The following is a 23,401-nucleotide window of genomic DNA, read 5'->3' on the forward strand; positions in this document are numbered from 1 at the left end:
GCCCCGCGGGCGAACGCTGTCGGTGCCCGCAGGTAGATTCGAATGTGGCTGGGGTGCCGACCGCACTCGGCAGGGACCGGCCGTACCGACGACTGTCAGGAGTGATTCGCGTGGATCGTGTCGCGCTGCGCGGCCTGAAGGCCCGCGGGCACCACGGTGTCTATCCGCGGGAGCGCGAAGAGGGTCAGACCTTCATCGTGGACCTGGTTCTGGGCCTGGACACCCGTGCGGCCGCCGCCGACGACGACCTGGCGAAGACCGTGCACTACGGGATCGTGGCGGAAGAGGTCGTGGCCGTCGTGGAGGGCGAGCCGGTGAACCTCATCGAGACGCTCTCCGAGCGCATCGCCCAGGCCTGTCTGAAGCACGAGGGCGTCCTGGAGGTCGAGGTCACCGTGCACAAGCCGGACGCCCCGATCACCGTCCCGTTCGACGACGTGACCGTCACCATCACCCGGAGCCGCGTATGACCCCCCACAGCGACCCCACCGTCCAGCCGGTACCCGCCTCCGTCGTGGAGCAGGTGGACGCCGCCGACACCACGCTCTCCAACCCCCACCGCGCCGTACTCTCCCTCGGTGCGAACCTGGGCAACCGCCTGGAGACCCTCCAGGGCGCCGTCGACGCCCTGGAGGACACCCCGGGCCTGCGCGTCAAAGCCGTCTCGCCCGTGTACGAGACGGAGCCGTGGGGCGTCGAGCCCGGCTCGCAGCCGTCGTACTTCAACGCGGTGGTGGTCGTGAAGACCACCCTCCCCCCGGCCTCGCTCCTGGAGCGCGCGCAGGCCGTCGAGGAGGCCTTCCACCGCGTCCGCGACGAGCGCTGGGGCGCCCGCACGCTCGACGTGGACATCGTCGCGTACGCCGACGTCGTCTCGGACGACCCGACGCTGACCCTGCCGCACCCGCGCGCGCACGAGCGGGCCTTCGTGCTCGCCCCGTGGCACGACGTGGAGCCGGAGGCGCGGCTCACCGGCCGCGGCCCGGTGGCGGACCTGCTCGCGAGCGTCACCCGCGAAGGCGTCACGCCGCGCGCCGACCTGGAACTCCGCCTGCCCGAGTAGTCGTTAGGGTCTACCGAGAAGGCGGCAGCGGGACAGAGGCAAAAAAGGGGCGACCTCCGGAATGAAGCAACTGCGCGTGAGGACGCTGGCGGGCCTCTTCGTCGTCGCCGGAGTGCTCTCCTGGGCGGCCGCCCGGCTGTGGAACTCCGTGGGCACGCTGCCGCGCGTGCCCCTCGCCGCGCCCATCGTCCTCGCCGTGATCGCCGTGGTGCTCCTCGCCACGGCGATCTCGCTGCGCGCCCGGCTGCGGGCCCAGCGCGAGCGGCGGCCGGGGGCCAAGGGCGTCGAGCCGCTGATGGCGGCCCGCGCGGTGGTCTTCGGCCAGGCGAGCGCCCTGGTCGCGGCCCTGGTGTGCGGGATGTACGGCGGCGTGGGCGCCTTCATGCTCGAGTTCCTCGACATCCCCGACCGCCGCGACCAGGCGTACTACGCGGGCTTCTCGGTGATCGCGGGCATCGGCGTGATAGCGGCCGCGTTCTTCCTGGAGCGCGTGTGCAAGCTGCCGGAGAACGGCGACGACGAACACGGCGGCGCGGCCCCGGCGGCGTGACGTGCCCGCGACGGCGCGACCTGCCCGCGACGGCCTGCCCCGCCCCTGGCGTCTGAGCCGACCGGGCGCCTGGCCCACCGCTGGCGCCTGAGCCGACCGGGCGCCTGCCCCGCCCCTGGTGCCTGGTCCGACCAGGGCATCTGCCCCGGCCAGGGCGACCCGGCCCGGCTGTCCCGGCGGCGTGACACGGACACGACCACCGGATGCCCCGCGGCGCATCCGAAGCCCCGACAGCGCACCCCGAGGTCCCACAGCGCCCCCGAAGGCCCAGCAACGCGCCCTGAGGCCCCACAGCCCGCCCATGAAAGGCCCGGCGGCACACCCCAAGGCCCCTCAAGCGCCTCACAGGCCCCACAGACGCCCACGGCCCTCCGCAGGAGCCCCGGGCTCCCCCGGAGGGCCGCTACGCCGCGTACGGGCCTCTCAGCCGCCTCAGCGCGCCAGTATCAGGCTCATCGCCTCGGCCCGCGTCGACGCGTCCCGCAGCTGACCGCGCACCGCCGACGTCGTGGTCTTGGCGCCGGGCTTGCGGATGCCGCGCACCGACATGCACATGTGCTCGGCCTCCACCACGACGATCGCGCCGCGCGCTTCGAGGATGCGCATCAAAGAGTCGGCGATCTGCGTGGTCAACCGCTCCTGGACCTGCGGGCGGCGGGCGTACACGTCCACGAGCCGGGCCAGCTTCGACAGACCCGTGATCTTGCCGGAGTCCGCGGGGATGTAGCCGACGTGCGCCACGCCGTGGAACGGCAGCAGGTGGTGCTCGCAGAGGCTGACGATCTCGATGTCCTTCACCAGGACCATCTCGTCGTGGCCCAGGTCGAACGTGGTCGTCAGGACGTCCTCGGGCTCCTGGCGGAGCCCGGAGAGTATCTCCCGGTAGGCGCGCGCCACGCGGGCCGGAGTCTCCCGCAGGCCCTCGCGGTCCGGGTCCTCGCCGACCGCGATCAGCAGCTCCCGCACGGCGTTCTCGGCCCGCTTCTCGTCGAACTCGCCGATCGAGCCCTCGCCGGCCAGCGTCACGGGGTCGGTCATCTGTGCCTCGTTCCTGGTTCCTGATACTTGCGGACGGCCGAAAAGAGCCGTGCCCCCCAGGCTAGAACCAGGGGGGCACGGCATCCATTCCGGGCCTGCTGAGGCGTGCGGGATCAGCTCTCGGGGCGGTCCTCGGGGGCCACCTCGAGGGACTGGGTGTCACCGCTGGGGCCGCTGGAGGCGGTCACCGCGGGCGTCGCGCCGTTCGCGCCGTTCGTCAGGGACAGCTCCTTGGGCGAGAGCACCGGCGGGCGGGTCGACGGCGTGCGCCGCGTGGAACCCGTCCAGGCCGGGCGCGCCGGGCGCTTGACGATCGGGGCGAAGACCTCGGCGATCTCCTCCTTGCCGAGGGTCTCCTTCTCGAGCAGCGCGAGGACCAGGTTGTCCAGGACGTCGCGGTTCTCGACGAGGATTTCCCAGGCCTCGTTGTGCGCGGTCTCGATGAGCTTCTTGACCTCTTCGTCGACCAGCGCCGCGACCTCTTCCGAGTAGTCCCGCTGGTGCGCCATCTCGCGCCCGAGGAACGGCTCGGTGTTGTCGCCGCCGAACTTGATCGCGCCGAGCCGCTCGGTCATGCCGTACTGCGTGACCATCGCGCGGGCCGTGGCGGTGGCCTTCTCGATGTCGTTCGCCGCACCGGTGGTCGGGTCGTGGAAGACGAGCTCCTCCGCCGCGCGGCCGCCCAGCATGTAGGCCAGCTGGTCCAGCATCTCGTTGCGCGTGGTGGAGTACTTGTCCTCGTCCGGGAGGACCATCGTGTAGCCGAGGGCACGGCCGCGGGACAGGATCGTGATCTTGTGAACCGGGTCGGAGTTCGGGGAAGCCGCCGCGACCAGGGCGTGTCCGCCCTCGTGGTACGCGGTGATCTTCTTCTCCTTGTCGGACATGATCCGGGTCCGCTTCTGCGGGCCCGCCACGACGCGGTCGATGGCCTCGTCCAGCATGTGGTTGTCGATCAGCTTCTTGTCCGAGCGGGCCGTGAGCAGCGCGGCCTCGTTCAGCACATTGGACAGATCGGCACCGGTGAAGCCCGGGGTGCGGCGGGCGACCGCCGCGAGGTCGACGTCCGGAGCGACCGGCTTGCCCTTCTGGTGAACCTTGAGGATCTCCAGACGGCCCTGCATGTCCGGGCGGTCGACCGCGATCTGCCGGTCGAAGCGGCCGGGGCGCAGGAGGGCCGGGTCGAGGATGTCCGGGCGGTTCGTGGCGGCGATCAGGATGACGCCGCCCTTCACGTCGAAGCCGTCCATCTCGACGAGCAGCTGGTTGAGCGTCTGCTCGCGCTCGTCGTGACCGCCGCCGAGCCCGGCGCCGCGGTGGCGGCCGACGGCGTCGATCTCGTCGACGAAGACGATCGCCGGGGCGTTCGCCTTGGCCTGCTCGAAGAGGTCACGGACACGGGAGGCACCGACACCGACGAACATCTCGACGAAGTCGGAACCGGAGATCGAGTAGAACGGGACGCCCGCCTCGCCCGCGACGGCGCGCGCGAGCAGGGTCTTGCCCGTACCGGGCGGGCCGTACAGCAGCACGCCCTTGGGAATCTTGGCGCCGACGGCCTGGAACTTGGCGGGCTCCTGGAGGAACTCCTTGATCTCGTGGAGCTCCTCGACCGCCTCGTCCGAACCGGCGACGTCGGCGAACGTCGTCTTGGGGGTGTCCTTGGTGATGAGCTTCGCCTTGGACTTGCCGAAGTTCATGACCCGGCTGCCGCCGCCCTGCATCTGATTCATCAGGAACAGGAAGACGACGACGATGAGGACGAAGGGAAGCAGGGAGAGCAGGATGCCGACGAACGGGTTCTGCTTCGACGGCGACACCGTGTAGCCGTCGGGGATCTGCTTGTCCTGGTACTTGGCCTGCAAGGACTTGGCGATGTCGACGCCCTGGTCGCCGATGTAGCTCGCCTGGACCTTGCTGCTGCCCTTGACCTTCTGGCCGTCCTTCAGCTCGACCTTGATGGTGTGGTCATCACCGGTGGTCAGCTTCGCCGACTTGACCTTGTTCTGCTCGATGGCCTGCACGACCTGGCCGGTGTCCACTGTCTTGTAGCCGCCGCCCGAACCGACGACCTGCATCAACACGACCACGGCAAGGACGGCCAGGACGATCCACATGACTGGCCCACGGAAGTATCGCTTCACGTCCATCCACACGGAGCGATGCCGCTCCGTACCTCCTGCCATAGTGAGTTTGATAAAAGACTGTTCTTCGGACGGTACCCCAGCATTGTGACCCGAAGCCGCACGGGACGGCTGGCAATCCCGCCTTCGCATGCTCCAACGGCGGGAAACGGCTGGGGGTTCCCGGGCGTCTTACGCCGCCCGGGCCACCCCGCGCAACTCGAGCGCCGTCAGCCGCCGTACACGTGCGGGGCGAGGGTGCCCACGAACGGCAGGTTGCGGTACTTCTCCGCGTAGTCCAGGCCGTACCCGACGACGAACTCGTTCGGGATGTCGAAGCCGACCCACTCGACGTCGATCGCGACCTTCGCGGCCTCCGGCTTGCGCAGCAGCGTGCACACCTTGAGGGACGCGGGCTCGCGCGAGCCGAGGTTGGACAGCAGCCAGGACAGCGTCAGACCGGAGTCGATGATGTCCTCGACGATCAGGACGTGCTTGCCCTTGATGTCGGTGTCGAGGTCCTTGAGGATCCGGACCACGCCGGAGGACTGGGTGCCCGCGCCGTACGACGACACGGCCATCCAGTCCATGGTGACCGGGGTGGACAGGGCGCGAGCCAGGTCCGCCATGACCATGACGGCGCCCTTCAGCACGCCGACGATGAGCAGGTCCTTGCCCGCGTACTCCGCGTCGATCTTCGCGGCCAGCTCAGCCAGCTTCGCGTCGATCTCTTCCTTGGTGATGAGCACCGACTGGAGGTCGGTGCCCATGTCTTTCGCGTCCACCCGCATCACTTTCGGTCGTCCCACCGGCCCGCGGAGAAGAGTCGGGATAACAGCTGGAATCAGTTGCAACCGGTCTTCCGCGTCAGCCTTGCCGGATCACCAGTCTGCCACCCTGCCGCTGGGCGACGACTTTGCCCGGGAGATTGATGGCCCCCTGGCCGCGCCATCCGGTGATGAGCCGGTCGACCTCTTCGATGTGCCGGGCGAACAGCGCGCCCGCCGGAGCACCGGCCTCGATGGCCGCCCGCCGCACGATGCGGCGGCGCACCGCGGGCGGCAGGGCGAAGAGCTTCGCGCACTCCAGGCGCCCGGACGCGTCCCGTACGGAGGCCTCGGCCTGGGCGGCCCAGGAGTCCAGCGCGTCGGCGTCGTCCCGGGAGAGCTGGGCCGTCCGGGCGAGGGCCTCCACGACGCCCTTGCCGAGCGCCTTCTCCAGGGCGGGCAGGCCCTCGTGGCGCAGGCGGGAGCGGGTGTAGGCCGGGTCCGCGTTGTGCGGGTCGTCCCACACCGGCAGGGACTGGACCATGCACGCCTTGCGCGCGGTCTGCCGGTCGATGTGCAGGAACGGCCGGCGGTAGCGGCCGCGGGTCCCGGACACGGCGGCCATGCCGGACAGGGAGCGGATGCCGGAACCGCGCGCGAGACCGAGCAGGACCGTCTCGGCCTGGTCGTCGCGGGTGTGCCCGAGCAGCACGGCGGCGGCCCCGTGGCGGTCGGCGACGGCGTCGAGGGCCGCGTACCGGGCGTCGCGGGCGGCGGCCTCCGGGCCGCCGTCACGGCCCACCGACACGGCGAGCGCCTCGACCGGGTCGAGGCCGAGGGTGGTCATGCGCACGACGACCTCGGCGGCGCGCAGGTCGGAGCCCGCCTGCAGACCGTGGTCGACGGTGACGGCACCGGCGCGGATGCCCAGTTTGGGGGCCTCGAAGGCGAGCGCGGAGGCGAGCGCCATGGAGTCGGCGCCGCCCGAGCACGCCACGAGCACGAGCGGCGAGGGGGGCGGCTCGTGTGCGGGGTGTGCGGGGAGTGCCGGGTGCGGCACCTGGGAGGCGTGCGCGTCTACGTGGGGGGCGTGCAGGGAGTCGAGTTCGCGCTGGGCGGCGACGTCGGTCAGTACGTCGTGGAGTACGCGGCGGACCGCCAGGCGTATCGCCGCGACCGCAGGATGGGGACCCATTCCGGTTGGTTCCCTTCATGAAGTTCGGGGGGTGAGCCTCGGGGCTGTCACTCAGCGCCCTCGCGTGGGGGTCGCGAGGTACGGATCCCATGATCCCCACACAATCGGTCACTGAGAGTGTGTCGATGGTGACAGAACCGAGCCGTTACCCGAGCATTGCACGCCTACCCATGGCTCACGGTCCCTCGGACGGGTGATAACGGGGGCGTTCTCCTGCCGTCAGCCGCATCTGTTCGCTCAGTCTGCCTTACGGTGCACCCGCGCGACCCAGTCCGCTGGTTTGGCGATCTCCGCCTTGGTGGGAAGGGTGTTCGGAGAGGTCCACACGCGGTTGAAGCCGTCCATGCCGACCTCGTCGACGACGGCCCGCACGAAGCGCTCCCCGTCGCGGTACTGCCGCAGCTTGGCGTCCAGGCCGAGGAGCTTGCGCAGCGCCTGGTCCAAGCGGCTCGCGCCGCGCTGGCGGCGCTCCTTGAACTTCTCCCGGATCTCGCCGACGGACGGGACGACACCGGGGCCGACGCCGTCCATCACGTAGTCCGCGTGGCCCTCCAGGAGGGACATCACGGCCGTCAGACGGGCCAGGATCTCGCGCTGCGTGGGCGTCTGCACCAGGTCGACGAAGGAGCGGCCGCCGTCGTCCTCCTCGGCCTCCGGACGGCCGCCCGCGAGGCTCTGCGCGGCCTCCCTGATGCGCTCCAGGACGGTCATCGGGTCCACCTCGGTCTCCCCGAGGAACGCCTGGATCTCACCCTCCAGGTGGTCGCGCAGCCACGGCACGGACGAGAACTGGGTACGGTGCGTCTCCTCGTGCAGGCACACCCAGAGGCGGAAGTCGTGCGGGTCGACGTCCAGTTCGCGCTCCACGTGCACGATGTTCGGCGCCACGAGGAGGAGCCTGCCGCCGCCGTTCGCCCCGGCGGGCAGTTCGCGGGTGGCCGGGGCGAAGGTCTCGTACTGGCCGAGGACGCGGGACGCGAGGAAGGACAGCAGCATGCCGAGCTCGACGCCCGTCACCTTGCCGCCGACCGCGCCGAGGACGGCGCCGCCGGGGCCGCCGCCGCGCCGGTCCTTCATCTTCTCCAGGAGGGGCTTGAGGACCTCGCGGAACCCGGCCACGTTCGCCCGGACCCAGCCCGCGCGGTCGACCACGAGAACGGGCGTGTCATGCGTCTCCTCCGTCCCCATCCTGGTGAAGGAACGGACGTGCTCCTCCGAGGACTTGGCGTGCCTGCGCAGCTCCGCGACCACGGCGCGGGCCTCGTCCCGGCTCACCTCCGGGCCCGGCCGCACGAGCCGGGTCGCGGTCGCCACCGCGAGATTCCAGTCGACCATCTCCGCACCACCGAGGCTCGTCATGTGTCAACGGTACGTGGTCGGCCGCGCGCGCGTACCGGGTTGGGGCGCCCTTCAGCCGGGCCGTGGGCCCGGCGCCGGGGCCCGTCGGCACCGCTACGGGGCGCAGCCGCAGGCGGCGGTCGCCGAGGCCATGGCGTCCAGGGCCGCCTGGGCCCCGACCGCGTCCGTCGTACCCGTGGTCATGAACGCGAAGGCCAGGAGCCGCCCGTCGGCGGTGACGACCGTGCCGGCCAGGGCGTTGACGCCGGTGAGCGTGCCGGTCTTGGCGCGGACCAGGCCCGTGCCGGGCGACCCCTTCGGGTAGCGGTCGACGAGGGTGCCGGTGAAGCCCGCGACGGGAAGTCCGGTGACCGCGGAGCGCAGTTCGGGGTGGTCGCGGTCGGCGGCGCGGGCGAGCAGCGCGGCGAGGAGGTCCGCGCTGAGCCGGTCCTCGCGGTCGAGGCCGCTGCCGTCGGCGAACTCCGCCCCGGACAGGGGGAGGTCGAGCTTCTTCAGGCGGGCGCGGATCGCCCGGGCGCCGCCGTCGAAGCTCGGGCGTTCACCGCTCGCGCGGGCGGTCTCGCGCGCGAGGGCCTCGGCGATGTCGTTGTCGCTGTGGGTCAGCATGCGCTCGACGAGCACGGAGAGGGCGGGCGACGAGGTCCGCGCGAGCTTGGCCGCGCGGGCGGAGGCCTTGGCCGGGCCGGGGTCGCCCTTCACGTCGACGCCCCGCTCGCGCAGCAGGTCCGCGAACTTCCGGGCCGCGTCCGCCGCCGGGTCGGTGCCGCGCGGGGCGGGGCCCGACGTGGAGTCGTCGAGGCGGCCCTCGTCGACCATGAGGGCACTGACCGGCGTGATGTTCTCGTTCGGCCCGATGGGGTGCTGCGCAGGACCGGCGTACCGGGAGGTGTCGTAGGAGAGCGTCACCCGGCCCTTGGTGCCGCGCTTCTCCAGGGCGCGGGCCGTGTCGTCGGCCAGCGCGCGCAGGCTGGCGAAGCCCGTCACGTACCGGCCCTCCTTGCGCGCGGTCAGCGTCGGGTCGCCGCCGCCGACGAGGACGACCTTCCGGGAGCCGGGTTCGAGGACGGTCCGCGTGCGGAGCCGGTGGTCGGGGCCCACGGCCGAGAGCGCGGCCACCGCCGTGGCGATCTTCGTGGTGGAAGCGGGCGTCAGGGCGTCGCCCGCGCGCTCGCCGTACAGGCGCTTGCCGGTGGCCACGTCGACGACGACCGCGGAGCGCTCGGGGCCGAGCGCCCGGTCCTTCAGGACCGGCCCCAGGACCTCGGAGAGCGCCTTGCCGCCCGGCTTCGCGCGGGCGGGGGCGCCGAGCCCGGCGAGCACGGCCGGGGCGCTCGGCGCGGCCTCCGGGCCCCCCGTTCCCGGAAAGCCGAGGTGATCTGCGCCACCCCCGGCCTCCTGAGAGGCGGCGGAGCGACGCTCCGCCGTACGCTGACCGGAGGAGTCCCAGGGCCCGGCCGCGGTGACAGCCACGGCCGCGACGGCGAGGCCCACGGCGGCGGAGCCCGTCGTGACCTGCCATGTCTTGGCTGTCCGGAGTTGCCCGGCAGGCTTGACGGCAAGCCGCCGCAGCAGCGGCAGCGGCCGCCGAAGCCACCGCCAAGTCACGTGCTCGTCCACGACGACCTGCCCCTTTCGCGATCACACATCTGCGTGAGGGACACTTAACCACCCGAAGTATGTGCTGATCATGGAGGAGCCACCCGTGGAGTTCGACGTCACCATCGAGATTCCGAAGGGTTCGCGGAACAAGTACGAGGTCGACCACGAGACCGGCCGTATCCGCCTGGACCGTCGACTCTTCACGTCCACCAGCTACCCGGCGGACTACGGCTTCGTCGAGAACACCCTGGGCGAGGACGGCGACCCGCTGGACGCCCTGGTGATCCTGGACGAGCCGACCTTCCCCGGCTGCCTCATCAAGTGCCGCGCGATCGGCATGTTCCGGATGACCGACGAGGCGGGCGGCGACGACAAGCTGCTCTGCGTCCCGGCCTCGGACCCGCGCGTCGAGCACCTGCGCGACATCCACCACGTGTCGGAGTTCGACCGCCTGGAGATCCAGCACTTCTTCGAGGTCTACAAGGACCTGGAGCCCGGCAAGTCCGTCGAGGGCGCCGACTGGGTGGGCCGTGCCGACGCCGAGGCCGAGATCGAGGCCTCGTACAAGCGCTTCCAGACCAACGGCGGCCACTGAGCCGTACGCGTACGAACGGGCCGTGTGACCCCCACTGGGGCCACACGGCCCGTTCGTGCGTCCGGACGCATACTGAGACGGAAGAAAACGGCAAGGATCAATTGAGGAACCCCGACGGCGGGTGACCACATACGCGAGAGCGGCGCCGGATGAGGCGCACGGAGAGGTGCGAGGCGGAACCGGTGGCTGATCCGGAGGACGAGGACCGCAAGCCGCAGTCGGACGAGGCGCGCAGCGCCTTCGCCCCGGTGGGCGGGGTCGAGCAGACGACGGCGCCGGAGGAGGACCATCCGTCCTCCGAGTTCACGATCCCCACGGGGCTGAGAATCCCCGCCGCGCCGGAGGACAAGGAGTCCTCGGCCTTCACCACGCCGCACAGCTACGACGGACGGCAGGCGGTCCCCGCCTTCACGCCGCCCGGTGGCGTGCCGGTGGTCCGGCTCACCAAGGAGGCGCCCTGGCAGGACCGGATGCGCACGATGCTGCGCACCCCGGTCGCCGAGCGCCCCGCCCCCGAGGCGACGCAGCGGCACGAGGACGAGTCCGGGCCCGCCGTGCCGCGCGTGCTCGACCTGACGCTGCGCATCGGGGAGCTGCTGCTCGCGGGCGGCGAGGGCGCCGAGGACGTGGAGGCGGCGATGTTCGCCGTCACGCGCGCGTACGGCCTGGACCGCTGCGAGCCGAACGTCACCTTCACGCTGATCGCCATCTCGCACCAGCCGTCGCTCGTCGACGACCCCGTCACGGCGTCGCGTACGGTACGCCGCCGGGGCACCGACTACACCCGGCTGCAGGCCGTCTTCCGGCTCGTCGACGACATCAGCTCCGAAGAGGTCGACGTCTCTCCGGAGGAGGCCTACCGGCGGCTCGCCGAGATCCGGCGCAACCGCCACCCCTACCCGGGGTGGGCCCTCACGGCGGCCGGTGGGCTGCTCGCGGGCGCGGCGTCCGTGCTCGTCGGCGGCGGGCTCGTGGTGTTCGTCGCGGCGGCGATCGGCGCGATGCTCGGCGACCGGCTCGCGTGGCTGTGCGCGGGGCGCGGGCTTCCGGAGTTCTACCAGTTCGTGGTGGCGGCGATGCCGCCCGCCGCGATGGGCGTGGCGATCAGCCTGCTCGACCTGCCGGAGGTGCGGGCCTCGGCGGTGATCACCGGTGGGCTGTTCGCGCTGATCCCGGGGCGGGCCCTGGTGGCGGGCGTGCAGGACGGCCTGACCGGCTACTACATCACCGCCGCCGCCCGGCTCCTGGAGGTCGGGTACCTGATCGTCGGGATCGTCTGCGGCGTCCTGATCGTGCTCTATCTGGGCGTGCAGCTGGACGCGGGCCTCAACCCGGAGACGTCGATCCACTCCACCGACCGGCCGCTGATTCAGATCCTCGCGTCCATGGCGCTGAGCTGCGCCTTCGCGATCCTGCTCCAGCAGGAACGTTCCACCGTGCTGCTCGTGACCCTGAACGGCGGCGTGGCCTGGGTCGTGTTCGGCGCCCTCGCGCGGGCCGGGGACATCTCGCCGGTGGCGGCGACGGCGGTCGCGGCCGGTCTGGTGGGCCTGTTCGGGCAGTTGCTCTCGCGCTACCGGTTCGCGTCCGCGCTGCCGTTCGTGACGGCGGCGATCGGCCCGCTGCTGCCCGGCAGCGCCACGTACTTCGGGCTCCTGGAGATCGCCCGCAACAACCTCAACCCGGGGCTCGCCTCGCTGTCCAAGGCGGCGGCCCTCGCCCTCGCCATCGCGATAGGGGTGAACCTGGGCGGAGAGCTGTCGCGGCTCTTCCTCAAGGGGCCGCGGCCGCAGCAGGCACAGGGGCGCCGCGCGGCCAAGCGGACGCGCGGCTTCTAGTCTTCGGTACGGCTTTCGGTACGGCTGTCCGTACGTCCTTCGGTACGCCGTCAGTACCGCGGGGGGTGGCCGTGCTGGTGCGGCTCGTCGGGGTGCTGCGGCTGCGGCCGGCCCTGGTAGTGGCCCTGGCCCTGCTGGTGCGGGTACTGCTGCGGGTCCTGGTACTGCTGGCCGTCCGCGGGGGTGCCGTACTGCCCGTCGTACTGGTTGTCGTACTGGTTGTCGTAGGGGTATGGCTGCTGGGGCTGGTACTGCTGCTGGCCGTCGTACTGGGGTGCGTACTGCTGGTGGTCGCCCTGGCCGCCGTACTGCTGGTGCTGGGACTGCTGCTGGCCGGGGTACGGGTACTGCTGCTGGGGCTGGTACTGCTGCGGGTGCTGCTGGCCCGGGTACTGCGGCTGCTGGGCTTGGTACGAGGACTGGTCGGGGTACTGGCCCGGGTACTGGTGCTGCGAGGGCTGCTGGTGCTGGCCCGGGTACTGGTGCTGCTGCGGCTCGTACTGCCGGGCGGCCTCGGGGGTGCTCCCGGGGGTGTCGTCGTGGGCCGCCTGAGCGGCCGGGGTCGCCGGGGCCTGGGCGGCCGCCTTCTTCTTCTGCGAGCGGGCCCGCAGGAACTCGATGATGATCGGGACCACCGAGATGAGGACGATCAGGATGAGGATCGCCTCGATGTTCTTGTGGACGAACTCGTGCTTGCCGAGCCACGCGCCGAGCAGCGTGACGCCCGCGCCCCACAGGATGCCGCCGAGGATGTTGAACGTGATGAACGAGCGGTAGCGCATGCCGCTGACGCCCGCGATGATCGGCGTGAACGTGCGCACGATCGGCACGAAGCGGGCCAGGACCAGGGACTTCGGGCCGTGCTTCTCGAAGAACTCGTGGGCCTTGACCACGTTCTCCTGCTTGAACAGCTTGGAGTCCGGGCGGTTGAACAGGGACGGGCCGACCTTCTTGCCGAAGAGATAGCCGGCCTGGTCACCGGCGATCGCGGCGATGCAGATCAGGATGCAGGCCAGCCACAGCGGGGTGTCCAGCTTGCCCGTCGTGATCAGCAGGCCCGTGGTGAACAGGAGCGAGTCGCCCGGCAGGAAGAAGCCGATGAGCAGACCCGACTCGGCGAACACGATCAGGAGCAGGCCCCACAGACCGAACTGGTTCAGCAGGTAGTCCGGGTCCAACCAGCTTGGTCCGAGCGCAAGCGTCTGCACGGTTCCGGGCTCCTGTGGGTGTGAGGGGTGCGGCTGAGGGGCGCGGTGACGCCGCGCCGCCCAAAGCTATCAACGCAGGGCGGGAGCGGCGGGTTCCACAGGGCGAATCCGCGCCCCTCCGGGGCACTACGCGTGCCGTGCCGCGTTCGCCGTGATCGCGTCCCGCAGATAGACCGCGAGGCCCGGCCGGATGGCCTCGTACGTGGCCGTGAAGCGCGGGTCGTCGACGTACATGGCACCCAGGCACGCGTGCATCTCGTGCGAGCAGTCGTAGTAGCTGTCGTGGATCAGCAGCCGGTGGGCCTCGGCGACGTCCATGGCCTCCGTGGACGCGGCGGGCGCACCGGCGTCGAGCAGGTCCGCCATGCGCGCGTGCAGGGCGTCCATGCCGGTGTTGATCCGCTGCCAGTCGTCCTTCGTGTACGCGGCCGTGCGGCGGCGCGACTCGGCGTACGCCTCCGTGCCGCCCCAGCGGCGCTGGACCTCCTCCTCGTACTGGTCGGGATCGAAGTCTCCGAAGACCTCGAACTTCTCCTCGGGCGTGAGGTTGATCCCCATGCGTCTCGCCTCCATGGCGGTCTCGACAGCGGCTGCCATCTCCTGGAGCTTGGTGATGCGCTCGGTGAGCAGCCCGTGCTGGCGTCGCAGGTGCTCCTGCGGGTCGGCCCCGGGGTCGTCGAGCAGCGCGGCGATCTCGTCCAGCTGGAAGCCCAGCTCGCGGTAGAACCGGATCTGCTGGAGCCGGTCGAGGTCGGCGTCGCTGTAGCGCCGGTGGCCCGCGCGGCTGCGCCCGCCGGGCACGAGGAGGCCGATCTCGTCGTAGTGGTGCAGGGCGCGCACCGTGACCTTGGCGACGGCCGCCACCTGTCCGACGGAGTAGCTCACCGCTGTCTCCTTTCCTTCTGACACCGATCAGCCTGGGTCCTCACGTCGCGTGAGGTGCAAGCCCAGGATGCTCCGGATGTTGTGCCGGTTTTGTCCGCATACAGTGGCCGGAAGGGGCGGGGCGGGCACGCAGGAGCCCGGAAGAGCCGACCTTCGAGAGGCACCGCCATGTCGCTGCACCGTGGCGCGGACGAGGGCCGCGACGCCCGCCCGCTGTCCGTGAACCCGTTCTTCGGCGAGGCGAACCCGGTCGGCGGCATGACCGAGGCCCCGCCCAAGCACCGCCTTCCCCAGGACCCGCTGCCGCCCTCCACCGCGTACCAGCTGGTCCACGACGAGCTGATGCTCGACGGCAACTCCCGGCTCAACCTCGCCACCTTCGTCACCACCTGGATGGAGCCGCAGGCGGGCGTGCTGATGGCGGAGTGCCGGGACAAGAACATGATCGACAAGGACGAGTACCCGCGCACGGCCGAGCTGGAGCGGCGCTGCGTGGCGATGCTCGCCGACCTGTGGAACGCGCCGGACCCGGCGGCCGCCGTGGGCTGCTCGACGACCGGGTCAAGCGAGGCGTGCATGCTCGCGGGCATGGCGCTCAAGCGGCGCTGGATGCGGCGCAACGCCGACCGCTACCCCTCCCGCGAGGCCCGGCCCAACCTCGTCATGGGCGTGAACGTGCAGGTGTGCTGGGAGAAGTTCTGCACCTTCTGGGAGGTGGAGGCGCGGCAGGTCCCCATGGAGGGCGACCGCTACCACCTCTCCCCCGAGGCCGCGGCCGCGCTGTGCGACGAGAACACGATCGGGGTCGTCGCCGTCATGGGCTCCACGTTCGACGGCTCGTACGAGCCCGTGGCGGACGTCTGCGCGGCCCTCGACGCGCTCCAGGAGCGCACCGGGCTCGACGTCCCCGTGCACGTGGACGGGGCCTCCGGGGCGATGGTCGCGCCCTTCCTCGACGAGGACCTGGTGTGGGACTTCCGGCTGCCGCGCGTGGCCTCCATCAACACCTCCGGGCACAAGTACGGGCTCGTCTACCCCGGGGTCGGCTGGGCGCTGTGGCGCACGCCCGCCGAACTGCCGGAGGAGCTGGTCTTCCGCGTGAACTACCTGGGCGGTGACATGCCGACCTTCGCCCTCAACTTCTCCCGGCCGGGGGCGCAGGTCGTCGCGCAGTACTACACGTTCCTGCGGCTCGGGCGTGCCGGGTACCGGGCGGTTCAGCAGGCCGCGCGGGACGTGGCGACGGGGCTCGCCGGGCGGATCGGGGGCCTCGGGGACTTCCGGCTCCTCACCCGCGGGGACGAGCTGCCGGTGTTCACCTTCACGACGGTGGACGACGTGCGCGCGTACGACGTCTTCGACGTGTCCCGTCGGTTGCGGGAGCGGGGGTGGCTGGTGCCCGCGTACACGTTTCCGGCGCATCGGGAGGATCTGGCGGTGTTGCGGGTGGTGTGCCGCAACGGGTTCTCCGCGGACCTGGCGGGGCTGTTCGTGGAGGACCTGGGGCGTTTGCTGCCGGAGCTGCGCCGCCAGGCCGGGCCGCTGACGCGGGACCGGAGGGGGGCCACGGGGTTCCACCACTGAGCCCGTCCCTCGCGGGGCGCCCGAGGCCCGCCCCTTCCCGATCCGGGGGCTGCCGCCCCCGTGCCCCCGCTCTATCGGCGCTCCGCGCCTCGTTCTCAAACGCCGGACGGGGTGAAACTGTCGCCGGTTGCGGCTGTGGTTCAGCCTCGCCCCCGCGAGGGCACACGGTCAGCGGCTCAGCGCACCGAAGCGGCGTACCGCCAGGGGGAGGAACACCGCCACCAGGGCCAGTGGGGAGACGATCGCCAGGAGTTCGGCATGAGTGGCTGCCCAGGTCGTGGTGGGGGTGCCGGGGGCGTTGCCGAAGAGGTCGCGGACCGCCGTGGCCGTCGCCGACATCGGGTTCCACTCGACTGCCGCCCCCAGCCAGCCCGGCATGGTCTCCGGCACGGCGAACGCGTTGGAGAAGAACCCGACCGGCCAGACGAGGATCTGTACGGCCACCACCAGCTCGGGCCTGCCCGCGACCATCGCCAGGTAGATGCCGATCCACAGCATCGCGAAGCGCAGCAGCAGCAGAAGGCCCACCGCCCCGGCCACCCCGGCGAGGGAGCCGTGCCAGCGCCAGCCGATGGCGAGGCCCACGCCCATCAGCACGATCAGGGAGGCGAAGGACTGGAGCATGTCCGCGACCGAACGGCCCACCAGGACCGCGCCGTTGGTCATCGGCATGGAGCGGAAGCGGTCCACCACGCCCTTGTTGAGGTCACTGGTGACCGCGACCATCGTGGCGTCCAGGCCGAACACCATGGTCAGCGCGAACATGCCGGGGACGAGGAAGTCGACGTAGTCCCCTTCGATGCTCTTCCCGCCGCCGATCAGGTAGTTGAACATCAGCAGCAGCATGACCGGGAAGGCGAGGCCGACGACGACCTGGACGGGCTGGCGCGCCCAGTGGGCGAGCTCGCGCCGGGTCATGGTCCAGGAGTCGGTGAGGGCCCAGCCGACGGACGTGCCCGTCACCGCGCCCGTACGCGTGCTCGTGCTCGTGCTCATACGGCCTCCTTCGTTCGCTCGTCGGCTTCGGCGCGGTCGGCGCGACCCGTCAGGCGCAGGAACACCTCGTCCAGGGTCGGCCTGCGCACCGCGATGTCCTCCGCCTCGATGCCCGCCTCCTGAAGGGCCCGTACGACCCGTGTCAGTGCGTCCATGCGGTCCGTGACGGGCGCGCTGGCCAGGCGGCGGTCGGCGTCGACCGTGACGTCGCCGGTGTCGCCGGGGAGCAGCCGGGCCGCCCGCACCAGCTGGGCGCCGTCGCGGACGACGACGTCGATGCGGTCGCCGCCCAGGCGCGCCTTCAGGTCGTCCGGCGTGCCCTCGGCGATCACCTTGCCGCTGTCGATCAGGGAGATCCGGTCGGCCAGCTGGTCGGCCTCCTCCAGGTACTGGGTCGTCAGGAGCACCGTCGTGCCGCCGCCCACCAGGGAGCGCACCGCGCCCCACACCTCCGCGCGGCCGCGCGGGTCAAGGCCCGTCGTCGGCTCGTCGAGGAACAGCACCTCCGGTTCCGTGATCAGCGACGCCGCGAGGTCGAGGCGGCGCCGCATGCCGCCGCTGTACCGCTTGACCGCCTTGCCGCCCGTGTCGGCGAGGCCGAAGCGGGCAAGCAGCTCGTCGGCCCGCACGCGCGCGTGGCGCGCGCCCAGGTGGTGGAGCCGCCCGAACATCTCCAGGTTCTGCCGGCCGCTCAACTCCTCGTCGAGCGCGGCGTGCTGGCCGAGCAGGCCGATGCGGCGGCGCACCTCCCCGGCCTCGCGCCGCGCGTCGCACCCGGCGATCTCCACCCGGCCCTCGTCGGCCGTGAGGAGCGTGGACATGATGCGCACCGCCGTGGTCTTGCCCGCGCCGTTCGGGCCGAGCACGCCGTGCACCGTGCCGCGCCCGGCGACCAGGTCGAGCCCGTCCAGGGCCCGCTTCTCGCCGTACCGCTTCCGTACGCCGTCAAGGACGATCGCGTCCGTCATCCGACTCCTTCCGAGCCTCACACTCGCGAATCTAGTCAACTTTGACTAGGCCCAGACGGAGGAACGTACTCCCTGGAGTTCGGTTAGTCAAACTTGATTACTTGGATGGGAAGGATGGGTCGTACGGTGCGAGTCGTACGGTGCGAAAGGCCGCTCGGAGCGATCGGCGTCAGCGGGGGTCTTCGGGGTGCTTCTCCCCCGTCGCGAACGGGTTCTCCTCGCCCTCCGCAAGCACCCCGACGAACGGCTCGCCCTCGCCCGCGAAGGCGTACGCGCCGTTCTCGATCCGCTCGATGAGGCCCTTGGTCCACTCCGTGCCCGCGTCGGCCGAGTGGACCCAGAGGTTCATGATCTCGCCGATGTGGCCGAGCTGACCGGGGCCGTCCTCGGGCGTGTAGTACTCCGTGACGGCGTGGCGCCAGTCCTCGATGGCGCGCACCCGCTCCTTGAGGAGCGAGACGACCTCCTCGCGCGGCAGGTCGACCATGAAGCCGACGGCCGCCGAGAGCACGTCGGGCTTCTGGTCGTGCCCGACGGTGGTCAGGGCCTCACGGAGAAGGGCCAGGAACTCCTGGGTGCCCTTCTCCGTGATCTCGTACTCGGTGCGGGGCGGGCCGCCCGCCGTGGACGGCGCGGTCTCGTGCTCGTGCAGCAGTCCCTGCTTGGTCAGCTGCCGCAGCGCGTGGTAGATCGACCCGGGCTTGGCGTTGGACCACTCGTGGGCGCCCCAGTACTCCAGGTCGTTGCGCACCTGATAGCCGTGCGCCCGTCCGTGCTGGCGGACCGCCCCGAGGACGAGCATCCGGATCGCCGACATTCACCGCACCCTTCGGCTTGCAGTCATCAACTTTGACTAGGGTACGGCCCGGGAGCCACGCCGCACCTCAGCCCCACGACTGCCCGGACTCCAGCGCCACCAGCTCGAAGGCCGTCTTGCCGTCCAGGCTCTCGCGGATGATGTCCGCGTGGCCCGCGTGCCGGCCGATCTCCTCGACGAGGTGCAGCAGCAGCCAGCGCATCGACACCGCGCCGTCCTGGGGGAACCAGGGCGCCTCGGGCAGCGGGAAGGTGTCGTTCAGGCTCGGCACGGACCCGATGAACTCCTCGGTCTCTGCGGCCACTTCGGCCCAGAAGGCGAGGACGCCGGCGAGCGTCTCGCCCTCGACGAGCCGGAAGCTCTCGCCCCAGGCCTCCTGGGTGCGCTGGCGCTCGTTCGGCTTCTGCTGGGCCATGCGCAGCCAGTTCAGCTCGGTCTCGGCGACGTGCTTGACCAGGCCCCCGAGGGACAGCTCGCTGGCGCTCGGGCGGCTCGCCGCCTGCTCGTCGTCCAGGCCGAGCACCGAGCGGCGCAGACCGCCGCGCTGGGCCTCGACGAAGGCGAGCAGCGCTCCGCGCTCGTCGCCGTGGGCTTCCGCGTTGACGTGAGTGGGCATGGGATCCGCCTCTCCCGAAGGGTGCTCGCCGGGCTTTCCGACACCTCACACGCTACGGACCCTTGCGGACAACTACTGTCCTCAAGGGTCCGGGAGCGCTCAGATGCCGGCCCGTGTCGGCCTCAGAAGGGGAAGCGCGAGCGGCCGTGCTGGACCGAGATCCACTTCAGTGCGGTGAAGGCCTCGACGGTCGACTCGCCGTTCAGCCGGCCCACGCCCGAGTGCTTCTCGCCGCCGAACGGCACGATGGGCTCGTCGTGGACGGTGCCGTCGTTGATGTGGATCATGCCGGTGCGGATGCGCTGGGCGAGGCGTACGCCGCGCTCGGTGTCGCCGGTGTGGACGGCGCCGCTGAGGCCGTACGGCGTCTCGTTGGCGATGCGGACGGCCTCCTCCTCGCCGTCGAACGGCAGGATGATCGCGACCGGGCCGAAGACCTCCTGGCGCAGCACCGGGGAGTCCTCGGGCAGGTCCGTGAGGACGGACGGGGACACGAGGTTGCCGTCGGTGGTGCCGTGCACCAGGGCCGTGGCGCCCGCCTGGACGGTCTGTGCGACCAGCGAGGAAACGCCGTCCGCCTGCGAGGAGTTGATGAGCGGGCCGATGTGCGTCGACGGGTCCGCCGGGTCGCCGACCTTCAGGGTCTTGACCTTGGCGACGAACTTCTCGGTGAACTCGTCCCGCACCGACCGGTCCACCAGGATGCGGTTCGCGGCCATGCACACCTGGCCCTGGTGCACGAAGCGGCTGAAGACGGCGGCGTCCACGGCGTAGTCGACGTCCGCGTCGTCCAGGACGATCAGCGCGCTGTTGCCGCCCAGTTCGAGGATGCAGCGCTTGAAGGTCTGGGCACAGACCGTGGCGACGTGGCGGCCGACGGCGTCCGAGCCGGTGAAGGATATGACGCCGGGCACCGGGTGCTCCAGGAGGGCGTCGCCGATCTCGGCGATGTCCGTGATCACGACGTTCAGGACGCCCGGCGGGAGGCCCGCTTCCTCGAAGATCTTGGCGACCAGGCTGCCGCCGAGCACCGGCGCGTTCTGGTGCGGCTTGAGGACGACGGCGTTGCCGAGCGCGATGGCCGGGGCAACGGACTTCAGCGAGAGCAGGAAGGGGAAGTTGAAGGGGCTGATGACGCCGACGACACCGACCGGGACGCGGTAGAGGCGGTTCTCCTTGGTGTCGTCCGGCGAGGGAAGTATCCGGCCCTGCGGGGCGAGCGCCAGGTGCACCGCCTCGCGCAGGAACTCCTTGGCCAGGTGCAGCTCGAAGCCCGCCTTGACGAGGGTGCCGCCGAGCTCCGCGACGATCGCCTCGGTGATCTCGGCCTCGCGCTCCTCGACGATCCGCAGGGCGCGCTCGAAGACCGCGCGGCGCGTGTAGGGGTTGGTCGCGCCCCAGGCCTCCTGGGCGCGCTGAGCCGCGCGGTAGGCCTGGTCGATCTCCTCGGCCGTGGCGACCGTGATCGACGCGAGCTTCTCCCCGTCGTACGGGTTGAAGTCGATGATGTCCCAGGAACCTGAGCCGGCCTTCCACTCACCGTCGATGTACTGGTGAGCCAGATCGGTGAAGAAGGACATGAGTCGGGACCCCTTGCCACGGATGAGCAGACACCTGAATTCCAGTCATACTACTGACGATTCAGGTCAGTTGGAGTAGACCACGGAGAAGGTCGCGACTGTCGGCCGGATTCGGACAGTCCTCCTGGAGTTCGGCCATCGCCCGCTCGTACTGGGCCACTTCCTCCCGCTTGTCCAGATACAGGGCGCCCGTCAGCTGCTCCAGATAGACGACGTCCGAGAGATCGGACTCCGGGAAGCTCAGCATCGTGAACGCGCCGCTCTCGCCCGCGTGCCCGCCGAAGGTGAAGGGCATGACCTGCAGCGTCACGTTCGGCCGCTCGGAGATGTCGATCAGGTGCTGGATCTGACCCCGCATCACTTCCCGGTCTCCGTACGGGCGTCGCAGCGCGGCCTCGTCGAGGACGCACTTGAACTGCGGGGCGCGCTCGGACACCAGCAGCTTCTGCCGCTCCAGGCGCAGGGCCACCCTGCGGTCGATGTCGCCCTGGCTGACCTTGGCCGGACGGCCGCCCCGGCCTGCGGCCTTGCCCGCGGCGACCTTCATGCCGCGCTCGACGACGGCGTGGGCGTACGACTCCGTCTGCAACAGGCCGTTGATGAACTGGACTTCGTAGACGCGAATCAGGGACGCGGCGCCCTCCAGACCGATATATGTCTGGAACCAGCCCGGCAGGACGTCGGAGTAACTGTGCCACCAGCCGGTCAGGTTGGCCTCCTTGGCGAGCGAGAGGAGCGCCGTGCGCTCGGCCTCTTCGGTGACGCCGTAGAGCGTGAGGAGGTCTTCCACGTCCCTGGACTTGAAGCTCACCCTGCCCAACTCCATGCGGCTGATCTTCGATTCGGACGCGCGGATCGAGTAACCGGCCGCTTCGCGGGTGATGCCGCGTGCCTCCCTCAGGCGCCTCAGTTGCGAGCCCAGCAGGATGCGCCGTACCACCGAGCCGCTCGACTCCCCAGCGGTCACTTCGCTCAGTCCTCCCCAAGGTGTTGAGACTCGCAGTCTGCCATTAAACGCTTCGGGCGGTACTCGTTCGGTTACGGAAAGGGAAAGCGTAAGGCAGGTCTCCGCAAGAAACCGTAGGAAGAAATAGGCAAGAAGCGCCCTAGGAGCGGTCAAGTCCGGCGCGTGCACGTGCATCTGCCCTTGCATCTGCTGTACGCATTCGGAACCATGGTCGGCGCGCCACTTCTGTGCCGCTGCTCCACCGACCAGTTGTACCGACCGCGCCACCGTTCGATCGCTTTGTACCGCGAGCCGCGAAAACCGGGGAGTGCCTCGCATGGGGACGAATGGATCAACCATGCTCGAGCCATTACGGCAGGGCCTGCCTCCGCTCGATCCCTCCGCGGTCTCCAGTGCGGCCTCCTGCGCCCTCCCCGCTCGCTACGAAGCCGTGGGCAGCGCGCGCCAGTTCACCCGCAAGACCCTCGCGTCGTGGGAGCTCGACGACCGCTTCGACGACATCGCGCTCGTCGTCTCGGAGCTCGTCACCAACGCGCTGCGGCACGCGCTTCCCGGCGACAGGACGCACGCCGAGGTGCACTGCGTCGTCGGCGAGGACGCGCCCGTGCGGCTGCACATGATGAGATGGACCTCACGCCTGGTGTGCGCGGTACGGGACCCCAGCGACGACGGTCCGGTCGCGCGCGAGGCCGGTGACGCCATCGACGACTTCGCGTCGGAGTCGGGCCGCGGGCTCTTCCTCGTGGACTCGTTCAGCGACGGCTGGGGCTGGCATCCGCTCGCGGGCGCGCTGAGCGGCAAGGTGGTGTGGGCGCTGTTCCAACTGGCCTGACGGCCCGGCCCCGCAGTGGGCCGGGCGGCCTCGCGGCCGGCCGGAACAGCCCTGCCCCCCGTTTCCCGCGGGTGTTCACTCCCCGCGTCCCCGTGAACGATCGCCTTCCGCCGCGGTTCCCCCACGGATGATCGTTTCTCCTTGCGCTTTCTGCCTTGCTCCCGCTTGCGCGCTACTCGTCGACCCGTCGGATCGAAGTGGTCAGCCGCTGATCAGGTGGTCGAACTCGCCGTCCTTCATGCCGAGCAGCATGCATTCGATCTCGGCGCGCGTGTAGACGAGCGCGGGCCCGTCCGGAAAGCGCGAGTTGCGGACGGCGACATCGCCGCCCGGCAGCTTCGCGAACTCCACGCAGGAACCCTGCGAGTTGCTGTGCCTGCTCTTCTGCCAGACCACCCCGTGAAGATCCGTGGCCGCCATGCCGTTGAACACGTGGTGCACAGGTCGCTCCCCGGTGGTGCCGTGGCTGTTGTTGTAGCCGTCAACTGTCCCGGATCATAGCTGTGTTCATGTGCCGATGCATGGGCAGATGCACGTGCACGCGGCGTGGTGAGCTGGTTACAGCTCCCTCGCCACCGCGCCGAACCCCGCATGACATGCGAACGCCAGCCCCCGTCCATGATCTTCCGCGCCGTCTCGCGCGCCGGGTTGTCCGGATCCGATTCCCTCGTGCATTAGGAACAGACGCGCGCGGAGGCCTTCTGGTGGCAGGTGAATTTTCCGGCGGCGCGCGGCGGGTACCGCGACGGGGCCGACACAGGGCTGATGCGCGGCCGATACGGGGCCTTCGCGGGGCGGTCCAGGGGGGCGGGGTCCAGGGG

Annotated in this window: 22 protein-coding genes; 7 read left to right on the forward strand and 15 right to left on the reverse strand. The window is 70.8% G+C overall.

Annotation, left to right across the window (positions count from 1 at the left end):
- Nucleotides 1-110 precede the first annotated feature (110 nt).
- The 3 genes from folB (at nt 111) to IG74_RS0122160 (ending at nt 1,613) form a co-directional block, all read left to right on the forward strand.
- Nucleotides 111-470, forward strand: a complete 360-nt coding sequence (folB, locus tag IG74_RS0122150; RefSeq protein WP_030679955.1) for a dihydroneopterin aldolase — start codon at nt 111-113, stop codon at nt 468-470.
- Entirely contained in the window at nt 467-1,063 is a 597-nt protein-coding gene (gene folK / locus IG74_RS0122155; RefSeq protein WP_030679958.1) for a 2-amino-4-hydroxy-6-hydroxymethyldihydropteridine diphosphokinase, read from the forward strand. The genes folB and folK overlap by 4 nt, the downstream gene beginning before the upstream one ends.
- Nucleotides 1,064-1,124: 61 nt before the next feature.
- Nucleotides 1,125-1,613 carry a DUF3180 domain-containing protein gene (locus tag IG74_RS0122160; RefSeq protein WP_030679967.1) on the forward strand — a complete coding sequence of 163 codons (489 nt, stop codon included), beginning with the start codon at nt 1,125-1,127 and terminating at the stop codon, nt 1,611-1,613.
- Nucleotides 1,614-2,045: 432 nt separating this feature from the next.
- On the opposite strand, the gene folE is transcribed toward IG74_RS0122160, so the two are convergent.
- From folE to dacB, 6 genes are all read right to left on the reverse strand, one after another.
- Nucleotides 2,046-2,651, reverse strand: a complete 606-nt coding sequence (gene folE / locus IG74_RS0122165; RefSeq protein ID WP_030679969.1) for a GTP cyclohydrolase I FolE — start codon at nt 2,649-2,651, stop codon at nt 2,046-2,048.
- A gap of 113 nt (nt 2,652-2,764) precedes the next feature.
- Nucleotides 2,765-4,801, reverse strand: coding sequence for an ATP-dependent zinc metalloprotease FtsH (gene ftsH / locus IG74_RS0122170; RefSeq protein ID WP_030679971.1), 2,037 nt, complete (start codon nt 4,799-4,801; stop codon nt 2,765-2,767).
- A gap of 203 nt (nt 4,802-5,004) precedes the next feature.
- On the reverse strand, nt 5,005-5,565 hold the full coding sequence (gene hpt / locus IG74_RS0122175) for a hypoxanthine phosphoribosyltransferase (RefSeq protein ID WP_030679974.1): 561 nt from the start codon (nt 5,563-5,565) through the stop codon (nt 5,005-5,007).
- Between the two features lie 76 nt (nt 5,566-5,641).
- A complete protein-coding gene (gene tilS / locus IG74_RS0122180; protein ID WP_030679976.1) occupies nt 5,642-6,736 on the reverse strand; it encodes a tRNA lysidine(34) synthetase TilS in 1,095 nt (364 codons plus the stop codon).
- Nucleotides 6,737-6,973: 237 nt separating this feature from the next.
- Nucleotides 6,974-8,095: a zinc-dependent metalloprotease gene (locus IG74_RS0122185; protein ID WP_030679978.1), complete on the reverse strand. Its 1,122-nt coding sequence runs from the start codon at nt 8,093-8,095 to the stop codon at nt 6,974-6,976.
- Nucleotides 8,096-8,188: 93 nt separating this feature from the next.
- Nucleotides 8,189-9,712 (reverse strand): D-alanyl-D-alanine carboxypeptidase/D-alanyl-D-alanine-endopeptidase, encoded by a 1,524-nt coding sequence (dacB, locus tag IG74_RS0122190; protein ID WP_037825872.1) that lies wholly within the window; start codon nt 9,710-9,712, stop codon nt 8,189-8,191.
- Nucleotides 9,713-9,797: 85 nt separating this feature from the next.
- Between dacB and IG74_RS0122195 the strand changes: the two genes are divergently transcribed.
- Both IG74_RS0122195 and IG74_RS0122200 read left to right on the forward strand, forming a co-directional pair.
- On the forward strand, nt 9,798-10,289 hold the full coding sequence (locus IG74_RS0122195; protein WP_030679983.1) for an inorganic diphosphatase: 492 nt from the start codon (nt 9,798-9,800) through the stop codon (nt 10,287-10,289).
- Between the two features lie 149 nt (nt 10,290-10,438).
- A complete protein-coding gene (locus IG74_RS0122200; protein WP_030679986.1) occupies nt 10,439-12,127 on the forward strand; it encodes a threonine/serine exporter family protein in 1,689 nt (562 codons plus the stop codon).
- A gap of 50 nt (nt 12,128-12,177) precedes the next feature.
- Here IG74_RS0122200 and IG74_RS0122205 read toward each other — a convergent pair whose 3' ends face one another.
- The gene (locus tag IG74_RS0122205; RefSeq protein WP_030679989.1) at nt 12,178-13,335 is read right to left on the reverse strand and encodes a DedA family protein; all 1,158 of its coding nucleotides are present in this window, start codon (nt 13,333-13,335) and stop codon (nt 12,178-12,180) included.
- Between the two features lie 126 nt (nt 13,336-13,461).
- Nucleotides 13,462-14,220: a MerR family transcriptional regulator gene (locus IG74_RS0122210; protein ID WP_030679992.1), complete on the reverse strand. Its 759-nt coding sequence runs from the start codon at nt 14,218-14,220 to the stop codon at nt 13,462-13,464.
- Between the two features lie 168 nt (nt 14,221-14,388).
- Between IG74_RS0122210 and IG74_RS0122215 the strand changes: the two genes are divergently transcribed.
- On the forward strand, nt 14,389-15,804 hold the full coding sequence (locus IG74_RS0122215; protein ID WP_030679995.1) for a glutamate decarboxylase: 1,416 nt from the start codon (nt 14,389-14,391) through the stop codon (nt 15,802-15,804).
- A gap of 168 nt (nt 15,805-15,972) precedes the next feature.
- Here IG74_RS0122215 and IG74_RS0122220 read toward each other — a convergent pair whose 3' ends face one another.
- From IG74_RS0122220 to IG74_RS0122245, 6 genes are all read right to left on the reverse strand, one after another.
- Nucleotides 15,973-16,800 carry an ABC transporter permease gene (locus tag IG74_RS0122220; protein WP_030679998.1) on the reverse strand — a complete coding sequence of 276 codons (828 nt, stop codon included), beginning with the start codon at nt 16,798-16,800 and terminating at the stop codon, nt 15,973-15,975.
- Nucleotides 16,797-17,768, reverse strand: a complete 972-nt coding sequence (locus IG74_RS0122225) for a daunorubicin resistance protein DrrA family ABC transporter ATP-binding protein (RefSeq protein ID WP_030680001.1) — start codon at nt 17,766-17,768, stop codon at nt 16,797-16,799. Before IG74_RS0122225 ends, IG74_RS0122220 begins: the two co-directional genes overlap by 4 nt.
- 169 nt (nt 17,769-17,937) lie before the next feature.
- Nucleotides 17,938-18,585 (reverse strand): PadR family transcriptional regulator, encoded by a 648-nt coding sequence (locus IG74_RS0122230; RefSeq protein ID WP_030680003.1) that lies wholly within the window; start codon nt 18,583-18,585, stop codon nt 17,938-17,940.
- Between the two features lie 67 nt (nt 18,586-18,652).
- Nucleotides 18,653-19,201 carry a DinB family protein gene (locus tag IG74_RS0122235; RefSeq protein ID WP_030680006.1) on the reverse strand — a complete coding sequence of 183 codons (549 nt, stop codon included), beginning with the start codon at nt 19,199-19,201 and terminating at the stop codon, nt 18,653-18,655.
- A gap of 122 nt (nt 19,202-19,323) precedes the next feature.
- The gene (locus IG74_RS0122240; protein ID WP_030680009.1) at nt 19,324-20,781 is read right to left on the reverse strand and encodes an aldehyde dehydrogenase family protein; all 1,458 of its coding nucleotides are present in this window, start codon (nt 20,779-20,781) and stop codon (nt 19,324-19,326) included.
- A gap of 61 nt (nt 20,782-20,842) precedes the next feature.
- A complete protein-coding gene (locus tag IG74_RS0122245; RefSeq protein WP_030680012.1) occupies nt 20,843-21,748 on the reverse strand; it encodes a helix-turn-helix domain-containing protein in 906 nt (301 codons plus the stop codon).
- Nucleotides 21,749-22,064: 316 nt separating this feature from the next.
- Here IG74_RS0122245 and IG74_RS0122250 point away from each other — a divergent pair, with 316 nt between their 5' ends.
- The gene (locus IG74_RS0122250; protein ID WP_078868957.1) at nt 22,065-22,580 is read left to right on the forward strand and encodes an ATP-binding protein; all 516 of its coding nucleotides are present in this window, start codon (nt 22,065-22,067) and stop codon (nt 22,578-22,580) included.
- A 201-nt stretch (nt 22,581-22,781) separates the two neighbouring features.
- Here IG74_RS0122250 and IG74_RS0122255 read toward each other — a convergent pair whose 3' ends face one another.
- Complete coding sequence (locus IG74_RS0122255; protein ID WP_030680017.1) at nt 22,782-23,021, reverse strand: DUF397 domain-containing protein; 240 nt, start codon at nt 23,019-23,021, stop codon at nt 22,782-22,784.
- Nucleotides 23,022-23,401: the final 380 nt, after the last annotated feature.

The organism is Streptomyces sp. NRRL B-1347, from assembly GCF_000720325.1.
Taxonomy (GTDB): domain Bacteria; phylum Actinomycetota; class Actinomycetes; order Streptomycetales; family Streptomycetaceae; genus Streptomyces.